The organism is Nonomuraea sp. NPDC050394, from assembly GCF_044459065.1.
In the GTDB taxonomy this organism is placed as follows: Bacteria; Actinomycetota; Actinomycetes; order Streptosporangiales; family Streptosporangiaceae; genus Nonomuraea.
In genome coordinates this window covers 1060406-1074308 of sequence record NZ_JBITIO010000002.1, presented here as the reverse complement: position 1 = coordinate 1074308, position 13903 = coordinate 1060406, and the positions used below count along the sequence as shown (strand labels likewise).

The 13903-nt window shown below is 69.3% G+C and carries 16 protein-coding genes; 8 read left to right on the top strand and 8 right to left on the bottom strand.

Translation table 11 applies throughout. The features are described from left to right. Nucleotides 1-185: 185 nt before the first annotated feature. The 5 genes from ACIBKY_RS12950 to ACIBKY_RS12930 all read left to right on the top strand — a co-directional run bounded on the left by ACIBKY_RS12950 (nt 186) and on the right by ACIBKY_RS12930 (nt 4581). Nucleotides 186-1775 (top strand): TROVE domain-containing protein, encoded by a 1590-nt coding sequence (locus ACIBKY_RS12950; RefSeq protein WP_397096840.1) that lies wholly within the window; start codon nt 186-188, stop codon nt 1773-1775. 63 nt (nt 1776-1838) lie between these two features. Continuing rightward, nucleotides 1839-2075: a hypothetical protein gene (locus ACIBKY_RS12945; protein ID WP_397096839.1), complete on the top strand. Its 237-nt coding sequence runs from the start codon at nt 1839-1841 to the stop codon at nt 2073-2075. 372 nt (nt 2076-2447) lie between these two features. After that, nucleotides 2448-2582, top strand: a complete 135-nt coding sequence (locus tag ACIBKY_RS12940; RefSeq protein WP_397096838.1) for a hypothetical protein — start codon at nt 2448-2450, stop codon at nt 2580-2582. Nucleotides 2583-2926: 344 nt separating this feature from the next. After that, the gene (locus ACIBKY_RS12935; RefSeq protein ID WP_397096837.1) at nt 2927-3658 is read left to right on the top strand and encodes a hypothetical protein; all 732 of its coding nucleotides are present in this window, start codon (nt 2927-2929) and stop codon (nt 3656-3658) included. 440 nt (nt 3659-4098) lie between these two features. Beyond that, nucleotides 4099-4581, top strand: coding sequence for a hypothetical protein (locus ACIBKY_RS12930; protein ID WP_397096836.1), 483 nt, complete (start codon nt 4099-4101; stop codon nt 4579-4581). On the opposite strand, the gene ACIBKY_RS12925 is transcribed toward ACIBKY_RS12930, so the two are convergent. Then, on the bottom strand, nt 4559-5044 hold the full coding sequence (locus tag ACIBKY_RS12925) for a GNAT family N-acetyltransferase (protein WP_397096835.1): 486 nt from the start codon (nt 5042-5044) through the stop codon (nt 4559-4561). The two genes, ACIBKY_RS12930 and ACIBKY_RS12925, sit on opposite strands and share 23 nt — an antisense overlap. 14 nt (nt 5045-5058) lie before the next feature. Next, nucleotides 5059-5655, bottom strand: coding sequence for a TetR/AcrR family transcriptional regulator (locus ACIBKY_RS12920; protein WP_397096834.1), 597 nt, complete (start codon nt 5653-5655; stop codon nt 5059-5061). Nucleotides 5656-5727: 72 nt separating this feature from the next. On the opposite strand from ACIBKY_RS12920, the gene ACIBKY_RS12915 reads away from it, so the two are divergent. Genes ACIBKY_RS12915 through ACIBKY_RS12905 form a run of 3 tightly spaced genes read left to right on the top strand, consistent with a single transcriptional unit; the run spans nt 5728 to nt 7422 of the window. Then, nucleotides 5728-6336 (top strand): DUF2867 domain-containing protein, encoded by a 609-nt coding sequence (locus ACIBKY_RS12915; RefSeq protein WP_397096833.1) that lies wholly within the window; start codon nt 5728-5730, stop codon nt 6334-6336. Between the two features lie 52 nt (nt 6337-6388). Then, nucleotides 6389-6922 (top strand): TetR/AcrR family transcriptional regulator, encoded by a 534-nt coding sequence (locus ACIBKY_RS12910; protein WP_397096832.1) that lies wholly within the window; start codon nt 6389-6391, stop codon nt 6920-6922. Further along, nucleotides 6919-7422, top strand: coding sequence for a 2'-5' RNA ligase family protein (locus ACIBKY_RS12905; RefSeq protein WP_397096831.1), 504 nt, complete (start codon nt 6919-6921; stop codon nt 7420-7422). The genes ACIBKY_RS12910 and ACIBKY_RS12905 overlap by 4 nt, the downstream gene beginning before the upstream one ends. A 22-nt stretch (nt 7423-7444) precedes the next feature. Here ACIBKY_RS12905 and ACIBKY_RS12900 read toward each other — a convergent pair whose 3' ends face one another. The 6 genes from ACIBKY_RS12900 to ACIBKY_RS12875 form a co-directional block, all read right to left on the bottom strand. Continuing rightward, a complete protein-coding gene (locus ACIBKY_RS12900) occupies nt 7445-8368 on the bottom strand; it encodes an ABC transporter ATP-binding protein (RefSeq protein ID WP_397096830.1) in 924 nt (307 codons plus the stop codon). Beyond that, entirely contained in the window at nt 8365-9309 is a 945-nt protein-coding gene (locus ACIBKY_RS12895; protein WP_397096829.1) for an ABC transporter ATP-binding protein, read from the bottom strand. Before ACIBKY_RS12895 ends, ACIBKY_RS12900 begins: the two co-directional genes overlap by 4 nt. Beyond that, nucleotides 9306-10289 carry an ABC transporter permease gene (locus tag ACIBKY_RS12890; RefSeq protein WP_397096828.1) on the bottom strand — a complete coding sequence of 328 codons (984 nt, stop codon included), beginning with the start codon at nt 10287-10289 and terminating at the stop codon, nt 9306-9308. Before ACIBKY_RS12890 ends, ACIBKY_RS12895 begins: the two co-directional genes overlap by 4 nt. Continuing rightward, nucleotides 10286-11206: an ABC transporter permease gene (locus ACIBKY_RS12885; RefSeq protein WP_397096827.1), complete on the bottom strand. Its 921-nt coding sequence runs from the start codon at nt 11204-11206 to the stop codon at nt 10286-10288. The genes ACIBKY_RS12890 and ACIBKY_RS12885 overlap by 4 nt, the downstream gene beginning before the upstream one ends. After that, the gene (locus tag ACIBKY_RS12880; protein ID WP_397096826.1) at nt 11203-12876 is read right to left on the bottom strand and encodes an ABC transporter substrate-binding protein; all 1674 of its coding nucleotides are present in this window, start codon (nt 12874-12876) and stop codon (nt 11203-11205) included. The genes ACIBKY_RS12885 and ACIBKY_RS12880 overlap by 4 nt, the downstream gene beginning before the upstream one ends. 107 nt (nt 12877-12983) lie before the next feature. Then, on the bottom strand, nt 12984-13883 hold the full coding sequence (locus tag ACIBKY_RS12875) for an MBL fold metallo-hydrolase (RefSeq protein WP_397096825.1): 900 nt from the start codon (nt 13881-13883) through the stop codon (nt 12984-12986). Nucleotides 13884-13903: the final 20 nt, after the last annotated feature.

The following is a 13903-nucleotide window of genomic DNA, read 5'->3' as shown; positions in this document are numbered from 1 at the left end:
GGTGGTGGCGCAGGTTGGTAGCGCGTCTGATTTACTCGGCGGTCATCCACACATCCGCTCCCCTTCGCATATCCGCCCCCGGGCGGGTCGAACAGAAGGAGAGCGACATGGCGCCGGACCCTCTCGCGCGGATCTCGACCATCGCGACCCCGCAAACTGAGCCGATCCCTGGCCGCACGGACCAGGTGAAGAACGCCGCCGGCGGGTACGTCTTCGACAAGGACCTGTGGACGGAGCTGGAGGACTTCCTCATCCTCGGCACCACGGGCGGCACCTACTACGTGAGCGAGCAGAAGCTCACCGCCGAGAACGCCGCGGTGTTGTTCGCTGCGATCGGGGAGGACGGCCCGCGCGTCGTCGCCATGCTCACCGACATATCGACCGCCCGCCCGCCGCGGGCTCCGAAGCAGCGGCCCGCTCTGTTCGCTCTTGCCGCCTGCTATGCGAAGGGCGATCCTGACACCCGCCAGGCCGCCAAGCTCGCGCTGGCGAAGGTGGCGCGGACGACAGATCATCTCGCCCAGTTCTTCGGCTACTACAAGAACCTGGGCGGGAAGCCGACCGGGCGCGGCACCGCACCCACGGTCGGCCGGTCGCTCCGGACCGCGCTCGGCTCCTGGTTCCTGACCGGAGACGCCGACAGTGTCGCGTTCAAGGCATGCAAGGCCCGCCGGCGCAAGACGCCGCAGGGTGAGGCGTTCGACCTGCGGGACGTGCTGCGCATCGCACACCCGGCAGCCGACAACGACCAGCGCAAGGTCCTGTTCGGCTGGATCGCCGGCAACGTGTCCGACGACGAGGCCCGCGACGAACTGCCCGCCGTGGACCGATTCCTGACCGCCAAGGCCGTCACGTCGCCCGACGAGGCTGTGCGGGTCGTCACCGAGGCAAAGGTGCCGTGGGAGTTCCTGCCGGACGCGGTCCTGCGAGACGCGTCGGTGTGGGAGGCGCTGATCGAGACGGTCGGCATGACCGCGCTCATTCGCAACCTCGCCCGCATGACGCGGCTCGGCACGCTCAAGCCGATGACGGAGGCGACGGCGCGGGCGGTGCGGCGGCTGACCGACCGTGAGGCGATCCTGCGTGCCCGCATCCACCCGATGGACGCCTGGCTCGCCATGCGCGTCTACGCCTCTGGCCGGGCCCAGCCGGACCCGCGCGCCGACGTCCAGACCTGGAAGCCGGTACCGGCGATCCTCGATGCGCTGGAGGAGTCGTACGAGCTGGCGTTCGGCACGGTCGAGCCGTCCGGCAAGCGGCTTCTTGTCGCTGTCGACTCTTCCGGGTCCATGAGCAGCAAGTGGGGCAGCCCGGTCGTCGTGGGAGGATCCGCCGTCGGTTTCCCGTACGAGGTTGGCTGCGCGATGGCCGTCATGCTCTCCCGCATCGAGAAGGGCAACGTCCACGTCATCGACGTCGACACCAGCGTGCATGCCTCAAAGGTGACTCCGCGCACCAACCTGCGCGAGATCGCCCGCTGGCGACCCTCCGGCGGCGGCACGGACCTGTCCCTTCCGTTCGCCTGGGCGCAGCGTGAGAAGCTCGCGGTGGACGGGATCGTCGTTTTCACCGACAACGAGACGTGGGCTGGGCGCTCTCACGCCACGCAAGCACTCCAGGCCTATCGGCGGAGCATCAACGCGGACACGCGAGTCGTGATCGCGGCGATGACAGCGGCGGGCTACTCGATCGGCGGCCCTAGCGACGAGGGCGTCCTGAACGTCGCCGGGATGGACGCCTCGCTCCCGCTCATCGTCAACGGATACGTACGCTGACCCGCACAAACGATGGCCGCTTGACCATTTCGCTCGTGTGGAGTCGCGCCTGATCCCGAAGACGTGCAGATCGAGACGCGGGATGAACAGAAGGCGAAAGCCCCGTTCGAGCAGAAGCGGCGAGCCGCCGACACTGATCGCGACGGAGATCACGCGCGCCTGCGACATGCGGGTCCGGTACGGCCCGGCGACGGCAACACGATCATCCTCACGCCAAGGCACACGACGGAACACCCTTTCGGGGTGCCGCGGGATCTGATCACCCAGCAGGCCGGACTCCAAGGCCGGCGAGCAGCGTGACCTTTGCGGTAGGCCATCTCACGTTCCGTTGCGGCTGTCAGGAGGAATGACATGGAGGCGGCGACGATGGTGCGGTCGAGGGCCGGAGGCATGGGCACGGAGCCAGGGGTGGCTCAGGCGCCGCCGGGTGGGCTCTGATGGCCAGAACGTTGGGAGGGCGTCCGAGCGGCGCAAAGGGCTGGAGTGGTTCGATCAGGGAGGTGTCAACGGCCGAGGAACTGGTGCGATCTGCCCACCGCTGGCCTCGTCCGGAGGGTAACTCGGGAATCTACAATGTAAAGGCGACGTCCTTGTGGGCCGACAGTGAAGCTACCCTCATCAGCCTCTTCAGGTAACAGACATACCAGTACCGCCTGCCGTACCGTCATGAGCATGGGCAAGGACGAGAAACCGGTGTGCGATACCTGCCTCGGCGCGGGTGGGGAGTGGATGGAGCTCAACGGTACGCGGGACCGGGAGCGCACGTGGGTCGCGTGTACGGCCTGCCAGGGCACCGGCAGAGCGTGACCGACCCCATCGAGTGCCCTGAGTGCGGGGGCCGGAAGGGCCAGCGCGTCGGCGGCCTGTTCCTGGGCTGTCAGTTCTGTGGTGGGCTGGGCTGGGTCGGGGGGGACAATGAGCCGGCCGAGCGGGGTGGCGATCCTCAGGCTCCGCCTTTGCCGCCGGCTTGGCAGCATCGGGTGTGGCAGGACCCCTTCGTGTCCGCCGCCTTTCCCTGCCGGCTCTGTTTCGGGTCGGGGAGCCTCACCCACGTGGACGCGCGGCAGGGGACGCTGATCACCATCGCCTGCGCGTGCGTCGAGGGGGTAAATGAGGTGTGACGCGGCGCACGGACCTCTATGGTCGGGTTCGTGACCAAGCTCAACCAGATCCTCGCCGTAGAGAAGGGCGTGAAGTCCGACGTCCAGCGCAAGGTAACCGACGCCTACCACCAGATCCAGAAGACGCCGCTGCTGTCCGGCATCTCCCGCACCTACCAGCCGATCGACGACGAAGGCGAGCAGTTGCCGCCGGAGTCCACGCGCGTGCAGGTGCAGGCCGACGTGGTGCTGAAGGGTGTCGGCGCCACGCTGACCAGGCTGTTCGACGTCACCGCGACCAAGGACTGGGCGAACTGCCAGGCCAAGGCCAGCGTCAAGGTCGACGGGGCCGTGCTGCTGGAGGACGTGCCGGTCACCTACCTGCTGTTCCTGGAGAAGCAGCTGACGGACGTGCACACGTTCATCTCCAAGCTGCCGACCCTCGACCCGGCCGAGTCCTGGAGCCAGGACGAGCACACCGAGGCGTGGCGGACCGAGCCGGTCAAGACGACCCGGACCAAGAAGGTGCCGCGCAACCACGTGCTGGCCGAGGCCACGGACAAGCATCCGGCCCAGGTGCAGGTGTTCACCGAGGACATCGTGGTCGGCTACTGGACGAAGGTCGCCTTCTCCGGCGCGCTGCCGCAGCGGCGTGTCAACGAGCTGCTGGCGCGCGTGCAGAAGCTGCAGGACGCCGTCAAGTTCGCCCGCGAGGAAGCCAACGGCGCCGACATCGTCGACCGGAAGATCGGCGAGAAGGTGTTCTCCTACCTGCTCGGCTAGGACCCATCGACCCCCTCGCCCGCGGGCGAGGGTGCGCCAGGAGCGCAAAGCTGAGGCTGAGGCTGAAGCTGACCCAACGGCCACAGTGGAGGTTCGACACCTTCCCGGGGCACCACGCGTCCCGGTAGCCCAAGAGGTAGAGGCGGCCGATTCACGTTCAGATTCTCGCTCCAGATTCAGCATCGTCGTCGAGCGCCAGATCGACCGAGGTGGACGGTGATGGTTGAGGTGCCGGTTCGAATCCGGCCCGCGGCTCTTCGTGCCGCGGTGGCTCAATGGCAGAGCACACGTCGTAAGGACTGATCCACTCTCTTAAACGCAGCTGGCGCCGCACATGGCGGCAACCTTCAAGGCCCCCCGGCCTGGGTAGTCCGGGGGGCCGCTGGCGTTCGGGGGGACGGGGGAGTACGCTGCCCCACGTCCATACCATACGGTATAGTATGTTTCGGGAGGTTGTGATGGAGCCGTGGTCGCGTCGCCTGTTCTACGCCGGCGCGACACTGATCGGATTGATCGGTGTCGCGCACCTGCTGATGTTCCATTCGCCGCTCACCGCGCCGCTTCCGGCGGGGGAGCAGGCCGTCGCGGACCTGGCGGCGGTCACCGCGAGCCCGATGTTCGAGAACGGGCGTCAGGTCACGGTGCGGGACTTCAACGACGGGACCAGCGCCGAGATGGGGATGCTGGCGATGATGTTCGCCGTCGCGGTGGTCGTCGCCGTCCGTGAGGCGCCGGGGCTGCTGCGGCGCTGGTCACCTTTCAGCCTGACGTGCACCGCGGTTGCGGGATTTTCGCTGTGGCTGTGCGTCAGGTACTTTCCCGAGCCGCTCATCGTGCTCACCGCGATCTCCACGGTGTGCTTCGGGCTCGTTTTCGCGGCGCCGTTCCGCCCGGCCTCGCTCAGATCGCCCTCGTATAGGTGACCTGCGGGAAGGGCGTGAACCCGAACGACTCGTACAGGGCGCGCGCCGGTGCGTGGAAGTCGTCGCCACCGGTGCCGATCGAGATCATCTCCACAGCCCCAACGGCCTTGATCTGGTCCAGGGCGTGCTCGAGCAGCGCCCGGCCGAGCCCCAGCCGCCGGTGCGCCGGGTGGACCGCCAGGATGTCGATCTCGCCGTGACGTTCGGATTCCTGAACGGCCCAGCCGGCGAAGCCGGCCACCTGTCCGTCGGCCAGGGCGACGACGGCGAACTTCCCGTTGGCCGGGTCGTGCACCCCGGCCAGGTGGCGCTGGTAGTCCCCCTTCCAGTCACCGTGCCGGTTGGCGAAGACGGTCTCGCCGACCACCGGCCGGAAGGAGTCCAGGTAGAACGGCCCGAACACCGTGCAGGCCAGATCCACCAGGGCCGGAAGGTCGGCGGGCTCAACGGGGCGGATGTCCATGGAAAAGGTTCCTTTCAGCGGGCGGTGAGTGCGAGTGCCGCGTCGAGCAGTGCGGAGGTGAGCGCCGGGAGCCGGTCCGGCGTGCCGTCCAGCAGGAACAACCAGGCGAAGATGGGTCCGACCACCAGGGCGTTGAGGATGGCCGGGTCGGGCCGCCTGGCGAGTTCGCCGCGCAGCGCCGCGCGGTCGAGGATCTCCTCGAAGGTCTGCCGCTGGGCGCCGACGTATCGGGTGACGAACCGCTGGTGGAGTTCGGGGTCGGCCTGGATGTCGGCCAGCAGGCCGGGGACCGTACCGGGTGGGGCCGAGGCGAAGCTGTCCGCGCTGTCGGCCAGCACGGCCGCCAGGTCGGCGCGCAGCGACCCGCGGTCGGACGGCACCGGCAGGAACTCTCCCTCCACGAGGACGTCGAAGATCATTTCTTGTTTGCTGGCGAAACGCCGGTAGATCGCCGCCTTCCCCGCGCCGGAACGCGTGGCCACCTCGGCCATCGTGAGCCGCGCGTACCCGGCCTCGGACAGCAGTTCCCGTACGGCGGCGGCGATGGCGTCGTCGACGCGGCGGTCCCGGGGCCGGCCCCCGCGACCGCGGGCTTGCCTTCGATCGGTCATGGATGCATGATACAGGACTAAGAGTAACGGAACTCGCAGTTACGGAACTCAGTGTCTCGAAAGGAACGACACATGCGCATCCCGGCAACCGCCCATCTCGCACAGCCATGGCGGATCCACGAGTTCACCCCCGACTTCCGGGTCGAGGATGTGTGGACCTTCCGCACCCCCGGCGCCGGCCCCGGCGACTTCCCCGTGATGCTCGCCGCGCTACGGGCCGCCTACGACGCCGGCGGGCAGCCCGCCGTGGTCCGTTTCCTGCTCGCGCTGCGCTGGAAGATCGGCGCCCTGTTCGGCTGGGACACGCCCAGGACCGGACTGGGGCGCCGGGTCGCCTCGCTGCGCGACCGGCTGCCGCCCGAGCTGGCCCGGACCGCGGACGGCGTACCCCCGTGCACCGACCCGTTCACGGAGGTGTATCTCCTGGACCGGGAGGCCGCCCGCGAGCTGGCGAACAAGACCTGCCACACGATCATGCACCTGAGCTGGCTGCCGACCGGCGACGGCACGTACCACCTGAGGTGCACGGCCTTGGTCAAGCCCAACGGCCTCTTCGGGCGCCTGTACATGGCGGGCATCGCCCCGTTCCGTCACCTGATCGTCTACCCCGCGCTGACCCGGCAGTGGGAGCGCGCGTGGCGGGACCGCGCGCTCCTGCTCGCCCGGGGGCAGGCCAGATGATCAGCGGCATACCCTGGGGTACGGCCGACGCACGTACCGCAGGAGGAGCTTCGTGGCGAACCGACAGGACTGGCTGGACGCCGGGCTGGTGATCCTCGCCGGGCACGGCGCACCGGGCCTGACCATCGAACGGCTGATGGCCCGGCTGGAACTGACGAAGGGCTCGTTCTACCACCATTTCAAGGGCATGCCCGGGTTCAAGACCGCCCTGCTGGAGCACTACGAGGCGACGATGACCACCCGCTACATGGAGACTGCCCAGGCGGACGACCCGGCCCCGGAGGAGAAGATCAAACGCCTGCTGGACCTGGTGGCCGAGGAGCCCACGTCGGACCCGGAGGTCGCGATCCGCGCCTGGGCGATGCAGGACGAGGACGTCGCCGCCATGCTGCGCAGAGTGGACCATACCCGGATCGAGTTCCTGCGTGCGGTGTGGCGGGAGCGCTCCGGCGATCCGGCCGCGTCCGAGGTGATGGGCAAGCTGCTCTACCTGATCCTGGTCGGCGCCAACCACATGCTGCCGCCGATCACCGGCAGGGAACTGCGCGCCCTGTACGCCGTGGTGCTGGGCGCGGACTCCGGGTGAGACGGCACCTGTCCATCGCCCTGCGGGGGCCGGCCGCCGAGCCCCTGGAACGGTTGCGGCGGATCTGGGATCCGCGCATGGCCGACGTGGTTCCGGCGCACGTGACCCTCGTGTATCCCGAGGAGATCCTCGACGAGACGCTGCTGCTCAAGCGCGCCGAGTCGCACGTCACCGGACGGCCGCCCTTCCGCCTGCGCCTGGGCGGCGTCTTCGCGATGGGCGGCGGCGTGCTCGTCCGCGTTCTCGACGTGGACGGTGCCTGGGCGGACCTGCGCCGCGAGCTGCTGTCGCCGCCCATGGCGCCGGTGGAGTTCCCTCCTCATGCCACCGTCGCTCATCCGCGTACCTCCACGCGCGCTCTCCAATGCCGCGCCGCACTCGCCGGTCGTGAGGTGGAGGGCGAATTCCGGGTGACGGAGATCCAGTTCACCGAGACCGGTTCGCTTTCCTTCTCGGTGGTGCGCCGTTTCCGTCTCGGCTCCGGCGCCACGACAGGCTGAGTGCGGCGCCCACGTCCGGGGTTCAGGCCAGGTGGCAGGCGACCTGCCGGCCGTTCACCTCACGCAACTCCGGTGCGGTCACGCGGCAGAGGTCCTGTGCCAGGTGGCAGCGCGGATGGAAGGAGCAGCCGGGCGGCGGGGCGGCCGGGCTGGGCGGTTCGCCCCTGAGCACGATCCGCTGACGGCTCGCCTCCGTGCCGGGGTCGGGGACGGGGATCGCGGACAGCAACGCCCGGGTGTAGGGGTGGGCGGGTTCGGCGTAGAGGCGCTCGCTGGGGCCGATCTCCACGATCCGGCCCAGGTACATGACCGCCACGCGGGTGCTCACATGGCGTACCACGGCCAGGTCGTGCGCGATGAACAGGTAGGCCAGGCCGAGTTCCTCCTGCAGGTCGGCGAGCAGGTTGACGATCTGGGCCTGGATCGAGACGTCCAGCGCCGAGACCGGCTCGTCGCAGATGATCAGCTTCGGCCGTGACGCCAGCGCGCGGGCGATGCCGATGCGCTGGGCCTGGCCGCCGGAGAACTGGTGGGGGAAGCGGCCGGCGTGCTCGGGCGAGAGTCCCACTCTGGTCAGGAGCTCGGCCGTGCCCGCGTGGTCGAGCAGGCGGCGCGGGCCGGAGACGATCTGGTGGACCGTCTGCCGGGGGTTCAGCGAGGCGAAGGGGTCCTGAAAGATCATCTGCATGTTCTCGCGCGAGGACAGGAGGTCGCGCCGGCCGGCGTGGGTGATGTCGCGCCCGTCCAGGTGTACGCTGCCGGCGGTCGGTTCCAGGAGGCGGACGATGGCCCGCCCGGTGGTGGACTTGCCGCAGCCGGACTCGCCCACCAGCCCGAGTGTCTCGCCGGCGGCCAGGTCGAAGCTGACCCCGCTCACGGCCTTGACCTCGGCACGGCGGCCGGTCTTGAACCCCACCCGCAGGTCGCGGACGGACAGCAAGGTCATGGCTGTGCTCCTTCGAGATGGCAGGCGATCATGCGTCGGGTGCCGGTGAGCGCCGGGGCCTGCGCCGAGCAGACCGCCATGGCCGAGGGGCAGCGCGGGTGGAACCGGCAGCCGGCCGGGAACGCCCGCGGCGAGGGCGGGGCGCCGGGGATCGCCCGGAGCCGGCCCGCCCGGTCGGGGCCGATGCCGGGAATCGACGCGAGCAGGCCCTGGGTGTACGGGTGGCGCGGATCCTTGAAGAGCGGCCCGGCCTCGGCTCTTTCCACCGCGCGCCCGCCGTACATGACCAGGACCTCGTCCGCGACGCGGGCGACCACGCCGAGATCATGCGTGATCATGATGACGGCCAGCCTGCGCTCTTCCTGGATCTTTTTGATCAGTTCGAGGATCTGCGCCTGGACGGTCACGTCGAGGGCGGTCGTCGGCTCGTCGGCGATGAGCAGGTCGGGTTCGCAGGCCAGCGCCATCGCGATCATGACCCGCTGGCGCATGCCGCCGGAAAAGCGGTGCGGGTGCTCCCCGGCGCGCCGGCGCGGGTCGGGGATGCCGACCTCGGCGAGCATGTCCACCGCACGCTCGCGCGCGGCCTTTCTGCTGGTACGGCGGTGCAGCCGGTAGGCCTCGGCGATCTGTTCCCCCACCGTGTGGAAGGGGTGCAGCGAGGTCAGCGGATCCTGGAAGATCATCGCCATCCGGGAGCCGCGTAACCGCCGCAGCCGCTCGGCGGGTGCTCCGACGAGTTCGTCCCCGTCGAAGAGGATCGAACCGGTCACGGTGGCCGCGCGGTGCAGCCCCATGACGGCCAGCGACGAGACGGACTTGCCGGAACCGGACTCGCCGACGATGCCCAGCGTGCGGCCGCGGTCCACCGACAGCGAGAGGCCGTCGACCACCGTGGTGGCTCCGAAGCTGACGGACAGGCCGGTGACGTCGAGGATCACGAGTACCTCACCCTCGGGTCGATCACGCCGTAGAGCAGGTCCACGGCCAGGTTGGCGAAGGTGACGAAGAACGCCGCCAGCAGCGTGACACCGAGCACCACGGGCTGGTCGGACCTGGCGATCGCGTCGAAGGTCAGCTTGCCCAGCCCCGGCAGCCCGAACATCGTCTCGGTGATCATGGCTCCCGCCAGCAGGCCGCCCAGGTCGATGCCGAAGATGGTGAGGATCGGCGTCATCGTGGCGCGCAGCCCGTGCTTGACCACCACCGTCCGCTCGTGCAGGCCCTTCGCCCTCGCGGTCCTGATGTACGGCTCCGCCATCGTCTCGATCATCGAGGCACGCGTGAGCCGGATGTACATGGCCGCGTACAGGGCGGCCAGCGCGATCCACGGCAGGATCAGGCTGGTCAGCCAGGCGGCCGGGTCCTCCAGAAGCGGCTGGTAGTCGGGGAAGGGCAGCAGTTCGCCCCGCAGGACCACGACGTACAGCAGAAGCGCGGCGACCAGGTAGACCGGCACGGAGGTGGTCGTCAGCGCCGACAGCACGATCCCGCGGTCCAGCAGCGACCCCTTGCGCAGCGCCGCCACGACGCCGAGCGTCACGCCGGTCACCAGCCACAGGACGGCGGCGCCCGCGGCCAGCGAGGCGCTGACCGCCAGGCGGTCCAGCAGCAGGTCCCAGACCGGGGTGGCGAACTGCCAGGAGTAGCCGAAGCAGGGTGCCGCGCACTCCAGTCCGGTGGTGCCCAGCGCGCGGCCGGTGAAGATGCCGGTCACATAGGTCGTGAACTGGACGATCACCGTCTGGTCCAGGCCCATCGCGTGCCGGACGTCCTGGAGCCGTTCGGTCGTGCAGCTCTTGCCGCAGGCGTCCAGTGCGGGGTCGTCGGGCAGCAGGTAGAAGACGGCGAAGGTGATGGCGCAGATGGCCAGCAGGATGAGGACCATCGCGCCCAGGCGCCGCAGCGCGTACCCGATCACGCGCCCGCCTCCTTCGGGTCGAAGGCATCGCGCAGGCCGTCGCCGAGCAGGGTGAAGGCGAGCACGGTGAGTCCCAGGAAGAGACAGGGCACGGCCAGGTACATCGGATCGGTCATGAACCAGCCCCGGGCGTTGTTGATCATCTGGCCCCAGGACGGGGTGGGCTGCCTGACGCCGACCCCGAGGAAGCTCAGCGCCGCCTCGGCCCCGATGTAGGCGGGGATGGCCTGGGTGGCGTAGACGAGGAGCGGCGCGCTCAGGCCGGGCAGCACCTCCTTGCGCAGGATGTGGCCGGTCATCGCGCCGCCCACGCGGGCGGCCTCGACGTACTCGCTGTGCCGGAGCGTGAGCACCTGGCCGCGCACGATGCGGGCCACCACGGTCCAGCCGAAGATCGCCATGACGGTCACGAGCAGCACGATCCGGTTGATGTCGCGCACGACGGACAGAATCGCGATCATGAAGATCAGGCTGGGAAAGGACATCAGCAGGTCGGCGAGCCTGCTGATCACCGTGTCGACCCAGCCGCCGAGGAACCCGGCCAGCAGCCCGAGGACGACGCCCGTGACCACCGTGATCACCGTGGCGAGCAGGGCGATGAGCAGTGAGACCTGCCCGCCGTACAAGATCCTGCTGAGCACGTCGCGGCCGGTCACCGGCTCGACGCCGAGCAGATGGCCGGCGCTGACGCCGCCCCACGCGCCGCGGGGCAGGCCGCCGAGGTTGGGGTCCACGGCGGCCTTGTCGAGGGTCTCGGGGGCCCAGCCCGTCCACGCGGTGATCACCGGAGCGAGTACGGCCAGCATGACCAGCGTGCCCGCGAGGACGAGGCCGGCCATCGCCGGGCGGTCGGCGCGCAGCCGCGCCAGCGCGATGCTGCCCGGAGAGCGTGGCCGGGCCGCGGTCGCCGCGGTCACTTCTTGACGCCGATGACCGCGTAGTCGAGCTGGGCGGCCCAGACCGGGTGGTTGACCGCGCCCATGACGTTCTTGCCGACCAGGTAGCCGCGCTTCTCCAGGTAGAGCGGGGCCTGCGGCAGCTGCCGCATGATCTGGGAGTCGAGCTCCTGCCAGGCCTTGTTGGACGCGTCCTTCTGGAGGATGGCGTAGATGTCGTCGATCTTCTTGTCGATCGCGGCGTCCTTGAAGTAGGCCACGTTGCCGCTGTTGCCCGTCTTCTTGATGCCGCGGCTGTCGAAGAGCGGCGGGAGGAAGCTGGAGCCGTTGGGGTAGTCGGGGCACCAGCCGTAGACGCCCATCTCGTCGGCCTTGGCCTGGTCGCCGAGCAGGTCGTAGTAGACGGAGCCGTCGACCGCGTTGATCTCGACGTCGATGCCGATCTTCTTCAGGCTCTCCTGGATCGCCACCTCGACGTTGTTCGACGAGCCGGTCGTGGCGGTCAGCTTCACCTTGAGCGGGGTGGTGATCCCGGACTCGGCCAGCAGGGCCTTGGCCTTGGCCACGTCACCGGCGGGCGGGATCGCGTAGACATCCTGCCTGTTGCCGCCGGTCATGGCGGGCGGCAGGTAGGCGGTGGCGATGTCGGCCATGTTCGGCCCGCCCATCGCGGTCTGCACCGACTCCTTGTCGAGCGCGTAGTGGATGGCCTGGCGCACCTTCGGATCGTCGAGAGGCTTCTTGTTCATGTTGAACACCAGCGTGCTCGTGCAGCCCGTGACGCCGGTGAACAGGCGTTCCTTCGCCCGCGGGTCGGGCAGGATCTTCGACAGGCTCTGCGGCCCCGCCGAGCCCCAGGCCACGGCGGTGGCGTCCGCGCCCGACGCGGCGATCAGGCGGTCGGTGATGGTGTCCTTGTCCTGGCCCTGCTTGACGTGGATCCGGTCGGGTAACGCGAGCCGTACCGTGTCGGTCCCGGGGTCCCAGTGCTCGTTGCGCACCAGGACGAGTTCCTTGCCCCGGTCGTACTTCTCGATCTTGTAAGGGCCGGAGGAGAAGGGGCGGTTGTCGTACTCGACCTTGGTGTCCTTGGCCGGGGGCACCGGGGAGAAGGTGGTCAGCGTGACCGTGTACGGGAACTCGCCGGCCGGGCGCCTGAGCTTGAAGATGATCGTCTTGTCGTCGGGCGTCTCGACCGAGTCGAGGCTCTTGCCGCCGTAGGGGCCCTTGTAGTCCGTGCCGCCGACCAGCAGTTTCTGCGCGTAGTCCGGCCCGCTGCTGATGTCGGGGGACATCGAGCGCTCGACGTTGTACTTGATGTCGGCGGCCTTGATCGGCGTGCCGTCCTCGTACTTGAGCCCGTCCTTGAGCGTGAACTTCCAGGTGGTGCCGCCGTCCGCGGAGGTGCCCAGGTCGGTGGCGAGGTCGGGGACGATCTCTGAACTGCCCGCCTTGTAGGTGGTCAGCGTGCGGTAGATCAGGCGGGTGCCGAACATCATGTCGGGCATGGTCCAGTTCCGCGCGGGATCCAGGTGACCGAAGTCGCTGATCGCGAGGACGGTGAGCGTGCCGCCCTTCGTGCCGCCCTCTTCGGCGGGCCGGTCGCCGCTCGCCTGCCGGACGCCTCCGCAGGCGCCGCATAACAGGGCCGCGACGGCCAGCAGGCCGAGCTTGTTCGGCATCGTTTTCATGATCGCTCCGTTGCTGATCTGGTGCCATGGCGGAAGTGTCCGGCTCGCTCCCCGGGGGCGGCTGACTGCTGTATAACATTGCACATGGCACATAGCACTTCAAGGCCTCAGATCGGGCCCGGGTGCTCGGCGCACAGGCAGCCGACGCCGCGTTCGATCCACTCCCGCATCCGCCACTCGGGATGCCGTTCCACCAGGAGGGAAGTGACCTCCCGCGCGATCGTCTCCTCGGGCATGGCAGAGTCTCTGCGCCTCCAGGTCTCCTCGCGCAGCTCCTTGAGGTAGTCCCGGACCTCCGCCAGCAGGCGCGCGTCACCGACGTCGCCGTGGCCGGGCACGACCACCCGGGGCCGCTCCTCGGCCAGCCGCTCCATGACCTCGATCCAGCGCACGCCAGAGACGTCCGTGTCGTGCGGCGGAAACCACGGGAAGATGGCGAACTGCCCGGCCTCCGCCAGGTCGCCGGTGAACATCACGCCGGCGTCGGGGACGGTGATCACCTGGTCGCCCTTGGTGTGGGCGCGCCCGGTCGGGCGCAGGTGCACCACCCGGCCGCCGAGGTCGAGCTCGTAGGAGCCGTCATAGGTGACGTCCGGCGCGGGGACCCGGGCGCCCTCCAGCTCACGGGCGACAGGCTCTCCCAATCCACCGAACATGGCGAGATATCCGGCGCCCTTGACGGCCATGTCGTCGGCCTGCGCCGCGTTGACGAGGAAGGTCGCCTCTTCGCCGAACGCGCTCGCGCCGAACGCGTGCTCGGGATGGAAATGGGTGGTGGTCAGGTACAGGCGGCGGCCCCTGGCGTACTCGGCGGCGAACGCGAGCACCTTCCCGGCGTTGCGCGGGCCCAGGCCGGTCTCGACGACCAGGACCGCCTGCGTGCCGCCGATCACGCCGATGTTGGGCACCAGTTCCACGTCCCGGTTGGGGATCACCACGAGGTCGCGGCCCAGCTCCCGAACGTCCGTGACGTCCACCACGGGATCGGGATAGGAGTATTCGGACATGCGGCGCTCTCCTTGACATA

What these genes read in the sequence shown, in the direction of transcription:
- ACIBKY_RS12940 (WP_397096838.1), top strand. Translation starts at nt 2,448, where the DNA reads ATGGGCAAGGACGAGAAACCGGTGTGCGATACCTGCCTCGGCGCGGGT.
- ACIBKY_RS12930 (WP_397096836.1), top strand. Translation starts at nt 4,099, where the DNA reads ATGTTTCGGGAGGTTGTGATGGAGCCGTGGTCGCGTCGCCTGTTCTAC.
- ACIBKY_RS12925 (WP_397096835.1), bottom strand. Translation starts at nt 5,044, where the DNA reads ATGGACATCCGCCCCGTTGAGCCCGCCGACCTTCCGGCCCTGGTGGAT.
- ACIBKY_RS12920 (WP_397096834.1), bottom strand. Translation starts at nt 5,655, where the DNA reads ATGACCGATCGAAGGCAAGCCCGCGGTCGCGGGGGCCGGCCCCGGGAC.
- ACIBKY_RS12915 (WP_397096833.1), top strand. Translation starts at nt 5,728, where the DNA reads ATGCGCATCCCGGCAACCGCCCATCTCGCACAGCCATGGCGGATCCAC.
- ACIBKY_RS12900 (WP_397096830.1), bottom strand. Translation starts at nt 8,368, where the DNA reads ATGACCTTGCTGTCCGTCCGCGACCTGCGGGTGGGGTTCAAGACCGGC.
- ACIBKY_RS12880 (WP_397096826.1), bottom strand. Translation starts at nt 12,876, where the DNA reads ATGAAAACGATGCCGAACAAGCTCGGCCTGCTGGCCGTCGCGGCCCTG.
- ACIBKY_RS12875 (WP_397096825.1), bottom strand. Translation starts at nt 13,883, where the DNA reads ATGTCCGAATACTCCTATCCCGATCCCGTGGTGGACGTCACGGACGTT.